Genomic DNA, 356 nt, shown 5'->3' with positions numbered 1-356 from the left:
GGTGTATTGACGCTGGACACCGACGGTGTGCATGCCTTTCTTCAGATCGCCGGTCTCGTCGACCACGAGGACGCCGTCGGGGTCACCGAGCCGGTCGGCGACGACCTTGCGCACGTCGTCACGCACCCCGTCGGCGTCCCACTTAGCCCGGTAGAGCAACCTTTGCATCGCATCCGGCCGACCATGTCCAGCCTGCTCGGCCAGCTGCCAGCAGGTCTTGATCTGAAGATCGGCGAGCAGGCCGGTGACGAACCCAGCGGCCGCCCGGCGAGGCTCGACCCGGCAGAACCGGCCGGCGAACGACTCGACCACCAGGTCGATGGTTCGTCGCCACTGGGCAGGCTCTACGCTGTGGC

Annotated in this window: 1 protein-coding gene; it reads right to left on the bottom strand. The window is 67.4% G+C overall.

The genetic code is table 11. The features are described 5' to 3' along the window. A partial coding sequence (locus LPA41_RS41420) for a transposase (protein WP_229076990.1) occupies positions 1–312 on the bottom strand: 312 nt, incomplete at its 3' end. Between the last annotated feature and the right edge of the window lie 44 nt (positions 313–356).

It is taken from the genome of Actinoplanes sp. DH11, assembly GCF_020873875.1.
Taxonomy (GTDB): domain Bacteria; phylum Actinomycetota; class Actinomycetes; order Mycobacteriales; family Micromonosporaceae; genus Actinoplanes.
This window is presented reverse-complemented; position numbering and strand designations above follow the sequence as displayed.